The sequence below is a fragment of the Pseudomonas sp. R45(2017) genome (assembly GCF_002112305.1).
Classification (GTDB): domain Bacteria; phylum Pseudomonadota; class Gammaproteobacteria; order Pseudomonadales; family Pseudomonadaceae; genus Aquipseudomonas; species Aquipseudomonas paraglycinae.
The window spans coordinates 28,647-42,807 of the sequence record NZ_NEHH01000007.1 but is presented as its reverse complement, the minus strand read 5'-3'; the positions used below and the strand labels follow the sequence as shown (position 1 = coordinate 42,807).

14 protein-coding genes, 1 pseudogene and 1 riboswitch are annotated in these 14,161 nt (G+C 62.7%); of the genes and pseudogenes, 13 read left to right on the top strand and 2 right to left on the bottom strand.

The features are described from left to right. Positions 1-28: 28 nt before the first annotated feature. From CAF74_RS16975 to CAF74_RS16960, 4 genes are all read left to right on the top strand, one after another. On the top strand, positions 29-1,102 hold the full coding sequence (locus tag CAF74_RS16975) for an AI-2E family transporter (RefSeq protein ID WP_007950395.1): 1,074 nt from the start codon (positions 29-31) through the stop codon (positions 1,100-1,102). Positions 1,103-1,312: 210 nt separating this feature from the next. Continuing rightward, positions 1,313-2,017, top strand: a complete 705-nt coding sequence (gene hda, locus CAF74_RS16970; protein WP_007950396.1) for a DnaA regulatory inactivator Hda — start codon at positions 1,313-1,315, stop codon at positions 2,015-2,017. 214 nt (positions 2,018-2,231) lie between these two features. Next, a complete protein-coding gene (locus CAF74_RS16965) occupies positions 2,232-2,852 on the top strand; it encodes a C40 family peptidase (protein WP_007950397.1) in 621 nt (206 codons plus the stop codon). Between the two features lie 219 nt (positions 2,853-3,071). Further along, positions 3,072-3,608, top strand: a complete 537-nt coding sequence (locus tag CAF74_RS16960) for a C40 family peptidase (RefSeq protein ID WP_085747070.1) — start codon at positions 3,072-3,074, stop codon at positions 3,606-3,608. A 64-nt stretch (positions 3,609-3,672) separates the two neighbouring features. Here the strand turns inward: CAF74_RS16960 and CAF74_RS16955 are convergent, their stop codons facing one another. Beyond that, a complete protein-coding gene (locus CAF74_RS16955; RefSeq protein ID WP_085747069.1) occupies positions 3,673-4,986 on the bottom strand; it encodes a sorbosone dehydrogenase family protein in 1,314 nt (437 codons plus the stop codon). A 65-nt stretch (positions 4,987-5,051) separates the two neighbouring features. Further along, positions 5,052-5,636 carry a hypothetical protein gene (locus CAF74_RS16950; RefSeq protein WP_085747068.1) on the bottom strand — a complete coding sequence of 195 codons (585 nt, stop codon included), beginning with the start codon at positions 5,634-5,636 and terminating at the stop codon, positions 5,052-5,054. Between the two features lie 166 nt (positions 5,637-5,802). Then, a riboswitch (cobalamin riboswitch) is annotated at positions 5,803-6,029 on the top strand. 80 nt (positions 6,030-6,109) lie between these two features. Between CAF74_RS16950 and cobO the strand changes: the two genes are divergently transcribed. The 9 genes and pseudogenes from cobO to cobC all read left to right on the top strand — a co-directional run bounded on the left by cobO (position 6,110) and on the right by cobC (position 14,161). Beyond that, positions 6,110-6,721, top strand: coding sequence for a cob(I)yrinic acid a,c-diamide adenosyltransferase (gene cobO / locus CAF74_RS16945; protein WP_064378669.1), 612 nt, complete (start codon positions 6,110-6,112; stop codon positions 6,719-6,721). Further along, positions 6,718-8,013 (top strand): cobyrinate a,c-diamide synthase, encoded by a 1,296-nt coding sequence (locus CAF74_RS16940; protein ID WP_085747067.1) that lies wholly within the window; start codon positions 6,718-6,720, stop codon positions 8,011-8,013. The genes cobO and CAF74_RS16940 overlap by 4 nt, the downstream gene beginning before the upstream one ends. Continuing rightward, a complete protein-coding gene (gene bluB, locus CAF74_RS16935; RefSeq protein ID WP_085747066.1) occupies positions 8,010-8,660 on the top strand; it encodes a 5,6-dimethylbenzimidazole synthase in 651 nt (216 codons plus the stop codon). The genes CAF74_RS16940 and bluB overlap by 4 nt, the downstream gene beginning before the upstream one ends. Continuing rightward, positions 8,657-9,565, top strand: a complete 909-nt coding sequence (gene cbiB / locus CAF74_RS16930) for an adenosylcobinamide-phosphate synthase CbiB (protein WP_085747065.1) — start codon at positions 8,657-8,659, stop codon at positions 9,563-9,565. Before bluB ends, cbiB begins: the two co-directional genes overlap by 4 nt. Continuing rightward, complete coding sequence (gene cobD / locus CAF74_RS16925) at positions 9,558-10,565, top strand: threonine-phosphate decarboxylase CobD (RefSeq protein ID WP_085747064.1); 1,008 nt, start codon at positions 9,558-9,560, stop codon at positions 10,563-10,565. The genes cbiB and cobD overlap by 8 nt, the downstream gene beginning before the upstream one ends. Next, a pseudogene (locus CAF74_RS16920) lies at positions 10,562-12,020 on the top strand (cobyric acid synthase); the annotation flags it as partial. The gene cobD and the pseudogene CAF74_RS16920, both read left to right, overlap by 4 nt. Further along, positions 12,016-12,537 (top strand): bifunctional adenosylcobinamide kinase/adenosylcobinamide-phosphate guanylyltransferase, encoded by a 522-nt coding sequence (cobU, locus tag CAF74_RS16915; protein ID WP_085747062.1) that lies wholly within the window; start codon positions 12,016-12,018, stop codon positions 12,535-12,537. The pseudogene CAF74_RS16920 and the gene cobU, both read left to right, overlap by 5 nt. Next, a complete protein-coding gene (gene cobT / locus CAF74_RS16910; RefSeq protein WP_085747061.1) occupies positions 12,534-13,589 on the top strand; it encodes a nicotinate-nucleotide--dimethylbenzimidazole phosphoribosyltransferase in 1,056 nt (351 codons plus the stop codon). Before cobU ends, cobT begins: the two co-directional genes overlap by 4 nt. After that, complete coding sequence (gene cobC, locus CAF74_RS16905; RefSeq protein WP_085747060.1) at positions 13,586-14,161, top strand: alpha-ribazole phosphatase family protein; 576 nt, start codon at positions 13,586-13,588, stop codon at positions 14,159-14,161. Before cobT ends, cobC begins: the two co-directional genes overlap by 4 nt.

Here is a 14,161-nt window from a genome sequence, read left to right as displayed (position 1 = left end):
TTCTTATATATAAGCAATGGAGTGTTACATGGCCGATACGCGGCGTTGGTTCTGGCTCGGTGGGGTGCTCCTGCTTTGCGCGTTTGTCTGGTTGCTGCATCCGATCCTCACGCCGTTTCTGGTGGCGCTGTTGCTCGCGTATCTGTTCGATCCGCTCGTTGATCGTCTGGAGCGCCTGGGGTTGTCCCGCACCTGGGGTGTGATCACGGTGTTCGCCTTGTTCACCCTGATCGTCACCGCGCTGTTGCTGGTGCTGGTGCCGATGCTCGCCAAGCAATTGCTGCGGCTGTATGAGCTGGCGCCGCAAATGCTCGACTGGTTGCAACACACCGCCGTGCCGTGGGCGCAATCGAAGCTGGGGCTGTCGGACGGCTTCTGGAAGTTCGACAAGGTCAAGGCCGCGATCAGCGAACACATGGGCCAGACCACCGACATCGTCGGTGTAGTGCTGAGTCAGGCGACGGCTTCGAGCCTGGCGCTGATCGGCTGGCTGGCGAATCTGGTGCTGATCCCGGTGGTGAGCTTTTACCTGCTGCGCGACTGGGACGTGATGATGGCCAAGATCCGCGGCCTGTTGCCCCGTGATCGCGAAGAGCGCGTGGTGGCGCTGGCGGGTGAGTGTCATGAAGTGCTGGGCGCGTTCGTGCGCGGGCAGTTGCTGGTGATGCTGGCGCTGGGCGTGATTTACGCGGCCGGCCTGATGATTGTCGGGCTGGAACTGGGCCTGTTGATCGGTCTGATCGCGGGGCTGGCGGCGATTGTGCCGTACATGGGGTTCGTGATCGGCATCGGTGCGGCGTTGATTGCCGGGCTGTTCCAGTTTGGTGGCGATCTGTATCCGATGATCGGAATCGTGGCGGTGTTCATGGTCGGCCAAGCGCTGGAAGGCATGGTGCTGACGCCATTGCTGGTGGGGGACCGGATCGGTCTGCATCCGGTGGCCGTGATCTTCGCGATTCTGGCCGGTGGCGAGCTGTTCGGCTTCACCGGGGTGCTGCTGGCTTTGCCGGTGGCGGCGGTGATCATGGTGCTGGTGCGACACGTTCACGATCTGTACAAGGATTCCGACATCTATAGCGGGGTGGATGAGCCGGAGTTGTAATCGTGACGCGCGGGCTGCCCGGTGGATTGCCGGGTTGGCCCGTCTCATGCAGGCCATGGCGCCAAAGAAACTGTCATAAAACCAGCACGTTAACGCAAACCTTTGATTTTGCTTGGGGTCTGTCGCATTGTGCGCTCCGCTTCACGGGTATAAACTTCGCTCACTTTACACAGAGGCCACTAACGGTTCCTTGGGAACTGTTCAGTCAGCATGAAACCGATTCAGCTGCCCCTAGGTGTGCGTCTGCGTGACGACGCCACCTTCATCAACTACTACCCAGGCGCCAATGCCGCTGCACTCGGCTATGTCGAGCGTCTATGCGAAGCCGACGCCGGCTGGACCGAAAGCCTGATCTATCTGTGGGGCAAGCACGGGGTAGGGCGTACGCATCTGTTGCAGGCCGCGTGCCTGCGCTTCGAGCAGATGGGGGAACCTGCGGTGTACCTGCCGCTGGCCGAGTTGATGGATCGCGGCATCGAAATTCTCGACAACCTCGAACAGTACGAACTGGTCTGCCTGGATGACTTGCAGGTGATTGCCGGCAAGGCGGACTGGGAAGAGGCGATGTTTCATCTGTTCAACCGTCTGCGTGACAGCGGTCGGCGTCTGCTGATTGCGGCGTCCACTTCGCCGCGTGAACTGCCGATCAAACTCGCCGACCTGAAATCGCGCCTGACCCTGGCGCTGATCTTCCAGATGCGTCCGCTCTCCGATGAAGACAAATTGCGTGCCCTGCAATTGCGCGCATCCCGTCGCGGTCTGCATCTGACCGACGAAGTCGGGCATTTTATTTTGACTCGCGGTACCCGCAGCATGAGCGCGCTTTTCGATCTGCTGGAGCAGCTCGATCAGGCCTCTTTGCAGGCTCAGCGCAAGCTGACCATTCCCTTCCTGAAAGAAACCCTGGGCTGGTAAAACCGGGGCTTTCAGCCGGTTTCGGCATATTTCAGGCGCCAGAAAACCCGCTTTCCTGTGGGTTGCACAGGCCGCGTCTCGATTCAAATAGGCTTAAGCGCTTAGATGTTAACGAGAAACCGGGAAGTCACAAAAAGATCGATTGAATTTGCAAATGAGGCTGATAGCGGGCATAGTCTCGGCTTCTTTACAACTATCAGCCACGGTCGTGCCCATGCTAAAGCGCTTCGCACCCCTCGTGCCTCTCGCACTCGTCACCCTGTTGTTCGGTTGCGCTGCTCATTCACCTGTTAATCAAGAGCAGCAACAACAGGCTAAAAATTCTGCCACCGCCCAGTCTTCCGTTATTTACCAGGAAGAGCTGGACACCGAAAAAGAACTGGCCGACTTCAACGGCAAGAAGCCTTACCAGCTTCCGGTTCTGGCCGACAGCATCCTCGAACGCGGCATGTCCCTGATCGGTACCCGTTACCGTTTCGGCGGTACCTCTGAAGCCGGTTTCGATTGCAGCGGTTTCATCGGCTACCTGTTCCGCGAAGAAGCCGGCATGAACCTGCCGCGCTCCACCCGCGAAATGATCAACGTTGATGCGCCGCTGGTTTCGCGCAGCAACCTCGAGCCGGGCGACCTGCTGTTCTTCGCCACCAATGGTCGTCGCGGTCGTGTAAGCCACGCCGGGATCTACCTGGGCGACAACCAGTTCATCCATTCCAGCTCTCGTCGCAGCGGCGGTGTTCGCATCGACAGCCTGGGCGACAGCTACTGGAGCAAGACCTTCATCGAAGCCAAACGCGCTTTGGCGAACGCTCCAACCGTGGTTACCGCTCGCAAGTAATCACTCGATTGTCGCCACGCTCGTGGCGACAAAGCGGCCCTTCCGAGGCAATAAACTTAAACTTTACAAGGTGAAGTTAAAGTCTTACTTGAAGTTTGCCGCGTAGCCGCTAGAATCCTGTTCTATATTGATGGCAAACCGCCTGCGTCCCAACGCAGGCGGTTTTGTTTTCTGTCGAATCGGCAGTCAAAGCCTCAGCCAGATCAGGATGTTCTGCATATGACGATGTCGGCCCGCTTTGCCTTGATGTTCTTCGCAGCGCTGCTCAGCGGCTGCGCCAGCCGCACTCCGCCACCTGCGCCGGTGGTTCGTGCTCCGATCGTGTTCGGATCCTCTCAGACCTTTTCACCCGCTGCCGAAGACGTGCTGTTCCGCGCGCTCGGGCTGGTGGGTACGCCTTATCGCTGGGGCGGCAATACCCCGGACTCCGGATTTGATTGCAGTGGCTTGATCGGCTTTGTCTACCGCGATGCCGCCGGCATCAGCCTGCCGCGTTCGACCCGCGAGATGATCGTCATGCAGGCGCCGAATGTCGGCAAGGAAGGGCTGCAGACCGGCGACCTGATTTTCTTCGCCACCAATGGCGGCTCACAGGTCAGCCATGCGGGGATCTACGTCGGGGAAGGGCGCTTCGTTCATGCGCCGGCCACCGGCGGCACGGTGAAGCTGGACAGCCTGTCGAAATCGTATTGGCAGAAAGCCTATCTGAGCGCCAAGCGCGTTTTGCAGCCAGAGCATCTGGCGCATAACCCGTAACCCAGATACATAAAAACCCGAGGGAGCTGAATGGCTCCCACGGGTTTTTTATGCCGGCAACACACTAGCGGGTCGCTGACACCCGCCACACCTTGTTACCCACGTCATCGGCTACCAGCAATCCACCTTGTTGGTCGATCACTACGCCGACCGGGCGACCCAAAGCGTTCTCGTCCTTGTCGAGGAAACCTGTCAGCACGTCCACTGGCGTTCCGCTCGGCTTGCCGGCGGCAAACGGCACAAAGATCACCTTGTAACCGCTATGCGGCTTGCGGTTCCACGAGCCGTGCTGGCCGATGAATGCGCCTTCCTTGAACTGTGCCGGCAAGCGATTGCCCTCGGCGAAGGTCAGCCCCAGTGATGCGGTGTGCGGGCCGACGGCGTAGTCCGGAGCGATGGCCTTGGCCACCATGTCCGGCCGCTGGGGTTCCACGCGCACATCAACGTGCTGGCCGTAGTAGCTGAACGGCCAGCCATAGAAACCACCGTCCTTGACCGATGTGATGTAGTCCGGCACCAGATCGCTGCCAATCTCATCGCGTTCGTTGACGGCAGTCCACAGCGCACCGCTTTGCGGCTCCCAGGCCAGGCCGTTGGGGTTGCGGATGCCCGAAGCGAAAATCCGGTGGTTGCCGGTGGCGCGATCCACTTCCCAGATCGCCGCGCGGCCTTCTTCCTGATCGAGGCCGTTTTCGCCGACGTTGCTGTTCGAGCCGACGGTGACGTACAGCTTGCTGCCGTCTTTGCTGGCGATGACGTTTTTGGTCCAGTGATGGTTGAGCGTCCCGCCCGGCAGGTCGACGACCTTGATTGGCTGGCTCTTGATTTCGGTCGCGCCGGGCTCGTAGTTGAAGCGCAGCAGGCGATCGGTATCTGCCACGTACAGATCGTTGCCGACCAGGGTCATGCCGAACGGCGAGTTGAGGTTCTGCAGGAACACCGTGCGGGTCTCGGCCACGCCGTCATGATCGGCATCGCGCAGCAGGGTGATGCGGTTCGGGCTGGGAACGCCAGCACCGGCACGCCCCATGACCTTTTTCATCACCCAGCCACGAATGCCCTTGCTGTCGTCCGGTTTTGGCGGGGCGTTGGTTTCTGCCACGAGTACATCGCCGTTCGGCAGTACGTAGAGCCAGCGCGGATGATCGAGATTTTCGGCGAAAGCCGCCACCTGAGTGCCTGCCGCTGCCGTCGGCTTCGCGCCGGCCGGCCAGCCAATGGCCGGGGCGATGTTCACCGTCGGGATCAGGGTCTTGTTCGGTTCGGGCAGTTTCGGTGATGGACCGGTGCCGTCGGTAACTTGCAGGCTGGAGGATTCACCACAGGCGGCGAGCCCTCCGGCGATCATGATGACGAAAACGAGCTGGGGCTTGCGCATTGCTGATCTTCCCTATGAATGCATTCCTAAACATAGAGAAGCGCACAAGCCCGATGGTTCAACCCTCAGCCGCGGGCTTCCTTGAACAGCACGGCAATGCCGGGGTGATAGTTGCCGGCTTCGCTGCGCAATTTGCGGTAGGCGTAAGGGAAGTACCAGGCGACGGCGCAGGAGTGTTCCTTTTGCAGGTCGTCGACCATGTCCTGCAGTTCTTCCGGGCTGGCGCTGTGCTGGGCCTTTTGCGGGGCCACGAACAGGCAGCCGAGTTTCAGGTCGCTGGCGTAGCTGATGCGCTTGGCGTCGCTGGTGATATCCGCCAGGGCCTGCGTCAGATTCAGGCTGGTGACGCGTGGCCAGCGTTGGGTGGCCTGAATGAAGGCGCGATCCTCGGCGCCAGCGATAAACAGGTCGGCGCGGGCATTGCGCTCGCCTTCTTCGTTTTGTTTGCGGGTGGCGGTGTCGCGCAGGGTGACCAGTTCGGCCATCCAGGCAGCGGCCGACAGCAGGCCGAGGTTGGCTTTTTCGTCGTGCCAATAAGGTGTGTCATTGTCGCCGCGCACGGCGTTGTAGCGGTCGATACAGTCAAACCAGCGTTCCAGCACCGGGCGCAGGAATTCCAGCCGCGGATTGCTGATGATCATGCCTTGCATGGTGCTCTCCCTTGTTATTGTGATGTGCTCTCTGCAGTCAAAAAGCATGGCTCTTTGATATCATTCATGGCAGTGTGGCACAAGATTGGCGTCAGTTAATTGATCGGCGGCAGTTATTCGCCGCACAAGCCCCTCTTCAATTGACGCTCCACCCCCAACCCTCTAACCTTCGCGGCTTGTTTCAGGTGCTCTGTGGCGCATGTCGACAGAGTGAAACAGGGAAGCCGGTGAGGCGGGTCTGCAAGCGAAGAACCCTCACGATCCCGGCGCTGCCCCCGCAACGGTAAATGAGTAAAAGCTGCGTCTGATGCCACTGCTTAACAGCGGGAAGGCGCGCAGCCAGGCACCAGCCGCTCATGAGCCCGGAGACCGGCCTGATCCATCCAGCGGCATCACGGTGGGCGATGCCAGGCTTGTTGCCGTCTATTCTTGTGCCTGCCCGCCGTTATCCAGCCTCAACGGAGAGCTCCCCCATGACTGATTCCCCCGAACGCGACGAGCGCCACCTGGCGCGCATGCAGCGCAAAAAAGCCGTGATCGACGAGCGCATCGCCAATTCGCCAGACGAATGCGGTCTGGTGCTGGTGCTGACCGGCAACGGCAAAGGCAAAAGCAGCTCGGCATTCGGCATGCTCGCCCGCGCCATGGGCCACGGCATGCAGTGCGGCGTGGTGCAGTTCATCAAGGGCCGCAACAGCACCGGCGAAGAACTGTTCTTCCGCCGCTTCCCCGAGCAAGTGCGTTTTCATGTGATGGGCGAGGGCTTCACCTGGGAAACCCAGGACCGCCAGCGCGACATCGCCGCCGCCGAAGCGGCCTGGGAAGTCTCCCGCGAACTGCTGCGTGATCCGTCGATCGGTCTGGTGGTGCTCGATGAACTGAACATCGCCCTCAAGCACGGTTACCTCGATCTGGATCAGGTACTCAGCGATCTGCAAGCGCGTCCGCCGATGCAGCACGTGATCGTCACCGGCCGCGCTGCCAAGCCGGAAATGCTCGAGATGGGCGACACCGTCACCGAAATGGGCATGATCAAGCACGCCTTCCAGGCCGGCATCAAAGCGCAGAAAGGCGTCGAACTTTGAATCAACCACGTCACTGCCCGGCGGTACTGATCGCCGCGCCGGCTTCCGGTCAGGGCAAGACCACCGTCACCGCCGCGCTGGCCCGTCTGCATCGCAATCAGGGTCGCAAGGTCCGCGTATTCAAGTGCGGCCCGGACTTTCTCGACCCGATGATCCTCGAGCGCGCCAGCGGTGCGCCGGTCTATCAACTGGACATGTGGATGGTCGGCGAGCAGGAAAGTCGTCGCCTGTTGTGGGAAGCCGCCGCGGAAGCCGATCTGATCCTGATCGAAGGCGTGATGGGTTTGTTTGACGGTACGCCGTCGAGCGCCGATCTGGCGCGGCATTTCGGTGTGCCGGTGCTCGGCGTGATCGACGGCACGGCCATGGCGCAGACCTTCGGCGCACTGGCGCTAGGCCTGGCGCGCTATCAGCCGGACTTGCCGTTCGCCGGCGTGCTGGCCAACCGCGTCGGCACCGTGCGCCATGCGCAATTGCTTGAAGGCAGCCTCACCGAAGGCCTGCGCTGGTACGGCGCGTTGTCCCGGGAAACCGGAATCGAACTGCCGAGCCGCCATCTCGGCCTGGTGCAGGCCAGCGAACTCAATGACCTCGATGTGCGCCTCGACGCCGCCGCCGAAGCGCTGGCCGGCACTTGCGAGGTAGCGTTGCCACCGGCCGTGGAATTCGCCGCGCCAGCAATCGTTGAGACCGAAAAGCTGCTCGAAGGCGTGCGCATCGCCGTCGCCCGCGACGAAGCTTTCGCCTTTACCTACGGCGCCAGTCTTGATCTGTTGCGGGCGATGGGCGCCGAGTTGAGTTTCTTCTCGCCGATCCGCGATACGCAATTGCCCGATGCCGACAGCTTGTACCTGCCCGGCGGATATCCGGAATTGCACCACGTTGCCTTGTCGCAGAACGCCGACATGCTCGAAGCGATCCGCGCGCATCACGCCGCTGGCAAACCGCTGCTTGCCGAATGTGGCGGCATGCTCTACCTGCTCGACTCACTGACCGATGTCGAAGGCACCCGCGCTGATTTGGTCGGCTTGTTGAGTGGCGACGCCGTGATGCAAAAGCGCCTCGCCGCACTGGCGCTGCAAGAGGTCGACCTGCCGGAAGGCATGCTGCGCGGCCACACCTATCACCATTCCCTGACCACCACCGAACTGACGCCGATTGCCCGTGGCCACAGCCCCAACGGCGGGCGCGGTGCCGAAGCGGTGTATCGGCAAGGACGGATGACCGCGTCGTACGTGCATTTTTACTTCCCGTCGAATCCGTCGGCGATTGCCGCACTGTTGGTGCCATGACCGACAACGCCTTCACTGACGCCGAGCGCGAAGCGGTCTACCGCGCCATCGCCGAACGCCGCGACATGCGCCACTTCAGCGGCGGCACGGTCGAGCCTGAACTGTTGCGCCGTTTGCTTGAAGCCGCGCATCAGGCGCCGAGTGTCGGCCTGATGCAGCCGTGGCGCTTCATCCGTATCAGCGACCGCGCGCTACGTGGCCAGATCCAGAACCTTGTTGAAGAGGAGCGCGTGCGCACCGCCGAAGCCCTCGGCGAGCGCAGTGACGAATTCATGAAGCTCAAGGTCGAAGGCATCAACGACTGCGCCGAAGTGTTGGTCGCGGCGTTGATGGACGATCGCGAGCGGCATATTTTCGGTCGTCGCACGCTGCCGGAAATGGACATGGCGTCGTTGTCCTGCGCAATCCAGAATCTCTGGCTCGCCGCGCGTGCCGAAGGCCTGGGCATGGGCTGGGTGTCGCTGTTCGAGCCACAGGCGCTGGCCGATCTGCTGAAACTGCCGGCCGGGGCCAAGCCGCTGGCGGTGCTTTGCCTGGGGCCGGTCAAGGAATTCTATCCGGCGCCGATGCTGGTACTCGAAGGGTGGGCGCAGGCGCGTCCGCTCAATGAGCTGCTGTATGAAAATTTTTGGGGAGTGAGTCAATGAGTGTGGCGTTGTTGAGTGTCGCCGCGGTTGCGCTGGATGCGCTGCTGGGTGAACCGAAACGCTGGCATCCGCTGGTGGCGTTCGGCAATTTCGCCGGGCGCATCGAGCAACGTTTCAATAGCGCTGGTCGTGGTTGGCGCAGCCATGGTGTCACCGCGTGGGTGATCGCGGTGTTGCCGCTGACCCTGCTGGCTACGGCGTTTTCATGGGCGCCTTACGTGGGCTGGATCGTCGAGATTCTTGCGCTGTATTGCGCCCTCGGCATGCGCAGCCTGGGTGAGCACGTCGAGCCGGTCGCCAAGGCCTTGCGCGCCGATGATCTGGAAGAGGCGCGCAAGCGCGTGGGTTATCTGGTCAGCCGTCAGACCGATGAGCTGGACAGTACCGCCGTCGCCCGCGCCGCCACCGAATCGGTACTGGAGAACGGCAGCGATGCGGTGTTCGCTGCGCTGTTCTGGTTTGCCGTGGCTGGTGCGCCGGGCGTGGTGCTCTATCGTCTGAGCAATACGCTCGACGCGATGTGGGGCTATCGCAACGAACGCTTCGAGCGTTTCGGCTGGGCGGCGGCAAAAATCGATGACGTCCTCAACTACATTCCTGCGCGGCTGGTGGCGTTGACTTACGCGCTGCTGGGCAAAACCCGACTCGCGTTGAAATGCTGGCGCACTCAGGCGCCGAAATGGGACAGCCCGAACGCCGGCCCGGTGATGGCCGCCGGGGCGGGTGCCTTGGGCGTCGAGCTGGGCGGTCCGGCGATTTACCACGGCGAGCTGCACGAGCGTCCGCAACTGGGCGAGGGCGTGCCGGCGGATGCCGATTCCATTGATCGCGGCTGGCAATTGGTCCAGCGCGGGGTATGGTTATGGCTGCTGATTCTCTGCGTGGGGGCTGAATTCTATGCTTGAGCACGGTGGCCGGTTGCGCAGGGCGGCGCTCGAATACGGCATCGCGGAAGAAGACTGGCTCGACCTGTCCACGGGTCTGGCGCCATGGCCGTTTCCGGTCCCGGAGATTCCGCTGCGGGCGTGGGCGCGCCTGCCGGAAAACGATGACGGTCTGGAGCAGGCCGCCTGCGATTATTACGGTGCCAGCCAGGTGCTGCCGGTGGCCGGTTCGCAGATGGCCATTCAACTGCTGCCGCGATTGCGCCGCGCCGGTAAGGTCGGTGTGCTCTCACCGTGTTACGCCGAGCATGCCGAAGCCTGGCGGCGCAGCGGCTATATCGTGCGTGAGGTGCTGGAGCAGGAAGTCGATTTCTTTCTCGACAGCCTCGACGTGCTGGTGGTGGTCAATCCGAACAATCCCACCGGCCTGAACCTGACCCCGGCGCGTCTGCTCGACTGGCACGCACGGCTGGCCCAGCGCGGCGGCTGGCTGGTGGTCGACGAAGCGTTCATGGACAACACGCCGCAGCTGAGTCTCGCCCCGCATGCGCATCAAGTGGGGTTGATCGTGCTGCGTTCGTTCGGCAAGTTTTTCGGTCTGGCCGGTGTGCGGCTGGGCTTCGTGCTGGCCGAGCGCAAAATGCTCAGGTTGCTGGCCGAACAGGTCGGGCCCTGGGCAGTCAGCGGGCCGACCCGGGTACTCGGCCAGGCCTGTCTGCGCGACACCGAAGGCCATACCCGCCAGCGGATCCGCAGCGACGAGGCCAGCGAACGATTGGCTGCGCTGCTTGAGCGCCACGGCTTCAAACCGCAGGGCGGCTGCGCGCTGTTTCAGTGGCTGATCACCGAACAAGCCGCCGCGCTGCACGAATTCATGGCTCGTCGCGGCATTCTCCTGCGCCTGTTCGCGCACAACAGCAGCCTGCGTTTCGGGCTGCCCGCCGATGCCGCCGACGAGGCGCGCCTTGAGCAAGCCCTGCAAGCATTCGCCAAGCATTGCTCCATGGAAAAACCAGCATGACCACATTAATGGTGCAGGGCACCACCTCCGACGCCGGCAAAAGTACGCTGGTGACGGCGCTCTGCCGCTGGGCCACCCGTCAGAGTGTCGCCGTTGTGCCGTTCAAGCCGCAGAACATGGCGCTCAACAGCGCGGTGACTGCCGACGGCGGCGAGATCGGTCGCGCGCAAGCGGTGCAGGCCCAGGCGGCGTTTCTCGAACCGCACACCGACATGAATCCGGTGCTGCTCAAGCCCAACAGCGACACCGGCGCCCAGGTCATCATCCACGGCCGCGCGGTCACCAGCATGAACGCCGTCGCCTATCACGACTACAAAGCCATCGCCATGCAGGCCGTGCTCGCTTCCCACGAGCGCTTGAGCGCCGCCTATCCGCTGGTGATGGTCGAAGGTGCGGGCTCGCCAGCCGAGATCAATTTGCGTGCCGGCGACATCGCCAACATGGGCTTCGCCGAAGCGGTGGATTGTCCGGTGCTGCTGATCGCCGATATCAATCGTGGCGGGGTGTTTGCCCATCTGGTGGGCACGCTGGAACTGCTGTCGCCGAGCGAACAGGCGCGGGTCAAAGGCTTCATCATCAACCGTTTTCGCGGCGACATCGCCTTGCTGCAACCGGGCCTCGACTGGCTGGAACAGCGCACCGGCAAACCGGTGGTGGGCGTGCTGCCGTACGTGATGGACCTGCATCTGGAAGCCGAGGACGGCATCGACCAGCGCCAGACCGACAAGGTCGAGCAAGTCCTGAAAGTGGTGGTGCCGGTGCTGCCGCGCATCAGCAACCACACCGATTTCGATCCGCTGCGTCTGCATCCACAGGTGGATCTGCAATTCGTAGGGCCCGGACAAACAATTCCACCCGCCGACCTGATCATCCTGCCGGGCTCGAAAAGCGTGCGCAGTGACCTGGCGTATCTGCGCGCCAATGGTTGGGAATCGGCCATCCGCCGTCACCTTCGTTACGGCGGCAAGCTGTTGGGGATCTGCGGCGGTCTGCAAATGCTCGGCGAGCAGGTGCACGATCCGCTGGGCCTTGAAGGCGCGCCAGGTTCCAGCGCCGGTCTGGGGCTGCTGGCGTTTGAAACGCAGCTCGAAGCCGAGAAGCAATTGCGCAATGTGCGCGGGCGTCTGGCGCTGGAAGATGCCGAGGTCAGCGGTTATGAAATTCATGCCGGCGTGACGACAGGAACTGCGTTGGAAAATGCTGCTGTGCATCTGGACGACGGTCGTTGCGACGGCGCGCAAAGTCTCGACGGGCAGATTTTCGGCACCTACCTGCATGGCCTGTTCGAATCGCCGGCGGCCAGTGCGGCGCTGTTGCGCTGGGCCGGCCTGAACGATGTACAGGAAGTGGATTACCACGGCCTGCGCGAACGCGATATCGAGCGGCTGGCGGATCTGGTGGAGAAGCACCTGGATACCGGGCTGTTACGTGAACTCTGTGGAATCTCCCCATGCTCCAGTTGATCCTCGGCGGCGCCCGCTCCGGCAAAAGTCGTCTGGCCGAAAAACTCGCCACTGACAGCGCGCTGGCCGTGACATACATCGCTACCAGCCAGCCGCTGGATGGCGAGATGAATGATCGTGTCGCTCATCATCGCGCCCGCCGTCCCGCTGAATGGGGGCTGATCGAAGAACCGCTGGAACTGGCCCGTGTCCTGCGCGAAACCGCCAGTGCCGAGCGTTGCCTGCTGGTGGATTGCCTGACGCTGTGGCTGACCAATCTGCTGATGCTCGACGACGCCGAACGCCTCGCCGCCGAACGCGAAGCCCTGCTCGAATGCCTGGCGTCGCTGCCGGGTGAAATCATTTTTGTCAGCAACGAGACCGGAATGGGTGTCGTGCCGCTGGGCGAATTGACTCGCCGCTACGTCGATGAAGCCGGTTGGCTGCATCAAGCTCTGGCCGAGCGTTGTCAGCGAGTCGTCCTGACGGTCGCCGGCCTGCCCCTGACTCTGAAAGGACCTGCGTTATGACCCAAGCCTGGTGGCTGAACCCATGCAAACCGGTGGATACGGACGCCGTTCAAAACGCCGCGGCGCGTCAGCAGCAATTGACCAAACCCGCCGGCTCTCTCGGGCAGCTTGAATCGGTGGCGGTGCAACTGGCCGGATTGCAGGGCCAGGTCAAGCCGACACTCGATCAGGTCTGGATCGCGATTTTTGCCGGCGACCATGGCGTTGTCGCCGAAGGGGTTTCCGCGTTTCCTCAGGAAGTCACCGGGCAGATGCTGCTGAACTTTGTCAGCGGCGGCGCGGCGATCAGCGTGCTGGCGCGGCAACTCGGCGCGCAGCTGGAAGTAGTGGATCTGGGCACTGTGAACCCGTCGTTGAACTTGTCGGGCGTGCGTCACCTGAACATCGGCCCGGGCACGGCGAATTTCGCCAAGGGCGCGGCGATGACTCAGGCCCAGGGCGAACTCGCCTTGCAGGGCGGTCGCGACAGCGTGCTGCGCGCGAAGGCTGCGGGCGCGCAATTGTTCATCGGCGGTGAAATGGGCATCGGCAACACCACGGCCGCCAGTGCGCTGGCGTGTGCCTTGCTCGATTGCCCGGTGGCACACCTGACCGGCCCCGGCACGGGGTTGAATGCCGAAGGCGTCAGCCACAAGGCGCAGGTGATCGAGCGCGCGCTGGCGCTGCATGCGGCACGGCGCGGTGATGCACTGCAGACTCTGTTCAATCTCGGCGGCTTCGAGATTGCGGCTTTGGTCGGCGCGTATCTGGCCTGTGCGCAGGAAGGTGTGGCGGTTTTGGTGGACGGTTTTATCTGCACGGTCGCCGCGCTGGTGGCGGTGCGTCTGAATCCGGCTTGCCGTGAGTGGCTGCTGTTCGGTCACCGCGGTGCCGAGCCGGGCCATCGCCATGTGCTGGAAACCCTTGGCGCGGAGCCGCTGCTTGAACTGGGTCTGCGTCTGGGCGAGGGCAGTGGCGCGGCGCTGGCGGTGCCGTTGCTGCGTCTGGCCTGTGACCTGCACGGGCAGATGGCGACCTTCGCCGAAGCCGCAGTGGCGGATCGCCCGGCATGACCTTGCGTCTGGACCTGCTGCGCCACGGTGAAACCGAACTCGGCGGCGGCCTGCGCGGCAGCCTCGACGACGCGCTGACCGAAAAAGGCTGGACGCAGATGCGCGAGGCGGTGAGCGGGCAGGGGCCGTGGGATCGGCTGGTCAGTTCGCCGTTGCAGCGTTGCGCGCGGTTTGCTGAAGAGTTGAGCGCGCAACGTGATCTGCCGGTGTCACTGGACAAGAATCTGCAAGAATTGCATTTCGGTGCCTGGGAAGGGCAGAGCGCGGCGGCGCTGATGGAAACCGATGCCGAGGCGCTGGGTTTGTTCTGGGCTGATCCCTATGGTTTTACCCCGCCGCAGGGGGAGTCGGTCAGCGATTTTTCTGCGCGGGTGCTGGCGGCGGTGATGCGACTGCATGCGGCACACGCGGGCGAGCGGGTGTTGTTGGTCAGCCACGGCGGCGTCATGCGTCTGTTGCTGGCGCGGGCCCGTGGTTTGCCCCGTGAACAACTGCTGAATGTCGAAGTCGCTCACGGCGCGCTGTTTTCGCTGATCGTCGAGGCCGACGGTTCGCTCAGGGAAGTGCTCTGA

What these genes read in the sequence shown, in the direction of transcription:
- cobT (WP_085747061.1), top strand. Translation starts at nt 12,534, where the DNA reads ATGACCCAAGCCTGGTGGCTGAACCCATGCAAACCGGTGGATACGGAC.
- cobO (WP_064378669.1), top strand. Translation starts at nt 6,110, where the DNA reads ATGACTGATTCCCCCGAACGCGACGAGCGCCACCTGGCGCGCATGCAG.
- hda (WP_007950396.1), top strand. Translation starts at nt 1,313, where the DNA reads ATGAAACCGATTCAGCTGCCCCTAGGTGTGCGTCTGCGTGACGACGCC.
- CAF74_RS16965 (WP_007950397.1), top strand. Translation starts at nt 2,232, where the DNA reads ATGCTAAAGCGCTTCGCACCCCTCGTGCCTCTCGCACTCGTCACCCTG.
- CAF74_RS16955 (WP_085747069.1), bottom strand. Translation starts at nt 4,986, where the DNA reads ATGCGCAAGCCCCAGCTCGTTTTCGTCATCATGATCGCCGGAGGGCTC.
- CAF74_RS16960 (WP_085747070.1), top strand. Translation starts at nt 3,072, where the DNA reads ATGACGATGTCGGCCCGCTTTGCCTTGATGTTCTTCGCAGCGCTGCTC.
- CAF74_RS16950 (WP_085747068.1), bottom strand. Translation starts at nt 5,636, where the DNA reads ATGCAAGGCATGATCATCAGCAATCCGCGGCTGGAATTCCTGCGCCCG.
- cobD (WP_085747064.1), top strand. Translation starts at nt 9,558, where the DNA reads ATGCTTGAGCACGGTGGCCGGTTGCGCAGGGCGGCGCTCGAATACGGC.
- CAF74_RS16975 (WP_007950395.1), top strand. Translation starts at nt 29, where the DNA reads ATGGCCGATACGCGGCGTTGGTTCTGGCTCGGTGGGGTGCTCCTGCTT.
- cobC (WP_085747060.1), top strand. Translation starts at nt 13,586, where the DNA reads ATGACCTTGCGTCTGGACCTGCTGCGCCACGGTGAAACCGAACTCGGC.
- cbiB (WP_085747065.1), top strand. Translation starts at nt 8,657, where the DNA reads ATGAGTGTGGCGTTGTTGAGTGTCGCCGCGGTTGCGCTGGATGCGCTG.
- cobU (WP_085747062.1), top strand. Translation starts at nt 12,016, where the DNA reads ATGCTCCAGTTGATCCTCGGCGGCGCCCGCTCCGGCAAAAGTCGTCTG.
- bluB (WP_085747066.1), top strand. Translation starts at nt 8,010, where the DNA reads ATGACCGACAACGCCTTCACTGACGCCGAGCGCGAAGCGGTCTACCGC.